Genomic DNA, 1,415 nt, shown 5'->3' on the forward strand with positions numbered 1-1,415 from the left:
TCTTCGACGCCTGCGTCCACGTCGGTCTTGTCTTCGCCCTGCGCCAGGTCGAAGGTATCGGTGCGGCCGATCACATCGCCCTTGTTGTTGGTCCAGGAACGTGTCACGTCACTGTCAATGCTGTCATCACTGCCGGCATCCGGGGCAATGAAGGTCTTGCCCGTAGGGTCGCCGTTGAAGCGCACCTGGTACTGACCGGCGTCAACGTCGTCGAAGCGGTAGTCGCCATTGGCATCGGTAAAGGTGGTGCCAATGACAGTGTTGGTGCCCTTGTCGATCAAACGGACCCGGACGCCTTGGATGCCCGACTCGCCGGCGTCTTCCAGATCGTTGTGGTTCTCGTCCCAGAAGTAGCGGCCGGAGATTGAACCGGTATCGCAGACAACCTCTTCGACGCCTGCGTCCACGTCGGTCTTGTCTTCGCCCTGCGCCAGGTCGAAGGTATCGGTGCGGCCGATCACATCGCCCTTGTTGTTGGTCCAGGAACGTGTCACGTCACTGTCAATGCTGTCATCACTGCCGGCATCCGGGGCAATGAAGGTCTTGCCCGTAGGGTCGCCGTTGAAGCGCACCTGGTACTGACCGGCGTCAACGTCGTCGAAGCGGTAGTCGCCATTGGCATCGGTAAAGGTGGTGCCAATGACAGTGTTGGTGCTCTTGTCGATCAACCGGACCTGGACGCATTGGATGCCCGACTCGCCGGCGTCTTCCAGATCGTTGTGGTTCTCGTCCCAGAAGTAGCGGCCGGCGATCGAACCCGAGCCGGGCGGCTCCGCCGACAGACCTGCATCCACATCCTGCACCTGCTCACCAGACCCCACGGAAATCACATCGGTGATACCGACGCCATTCTCGTTGACCGTCACCACATCATTGTCGATACGCTCATCGCTACCCTGGTTGGGCGCAATGAAGGCGTCGACCGTCTGATTAGGTGAGAAATAGATCCTATAATCGCCGGCAGGGAGGTTGTTAAACGCGTAATTTCCGTCAGCGTCGGTTTGCGTTGAACCACAGAACTGCTGATTCGTCACGTCGTAGAGCCTTATTTGCGCACCCGCTACGGCGCGCCCCTCATCATCCACACCGTTTCCTTTGTCGTCGTAAAAATAGCGACCGGCAATGGATGCGTTATAACTCGCTGCGATTGTCATGGTTTCATGATCCCCGATTTCTTAAGCTTGTTTAGCTGAATTGTTCGCCGACGGGCGTCAAGACAGTTGTGTGTGCCGCGTAGCCGTTCAGAGACCCGGCACTGGAGCCGGCACTGGAGCCGGCAGCGGAGTGGCCGCGCGACCAATGCCATGGACTTAGCGCCTAAAGCTATGATTATGTTACAATAATGCGTCTTCACAGGAACCTTGTAGGAGCATGCCGATGAAGCGTTGCAACGCTATCAGTCTCAACACCGAAGA

1 protein-coding gene is annotated in these 1,415 nt (G+C 57.7%); it reads right to left on the bottom strand.

From position 1 onward, the window contains the following. A partial coding sequence (locus G3446_RS26705) for an SdrD B-like domain-containing protein (RefSeq protein ID WP_209262664.1) occupies positions 1 to 1,154 on the bottom strand: 1,154 nt, incomplete at its 3' end. Positions 1,155 to 1,415: the final 261 nt, after the last annotated feature.

The organism is Thiorhodococcus minor, assembly GCF_010820565.1.
GTDB lineage: Bacteria > Pseudomonadota > Gammaproteobacteria > Chromatiales > Chromatiaceae > Thiorhodococcus > Thiorhodococcus minor.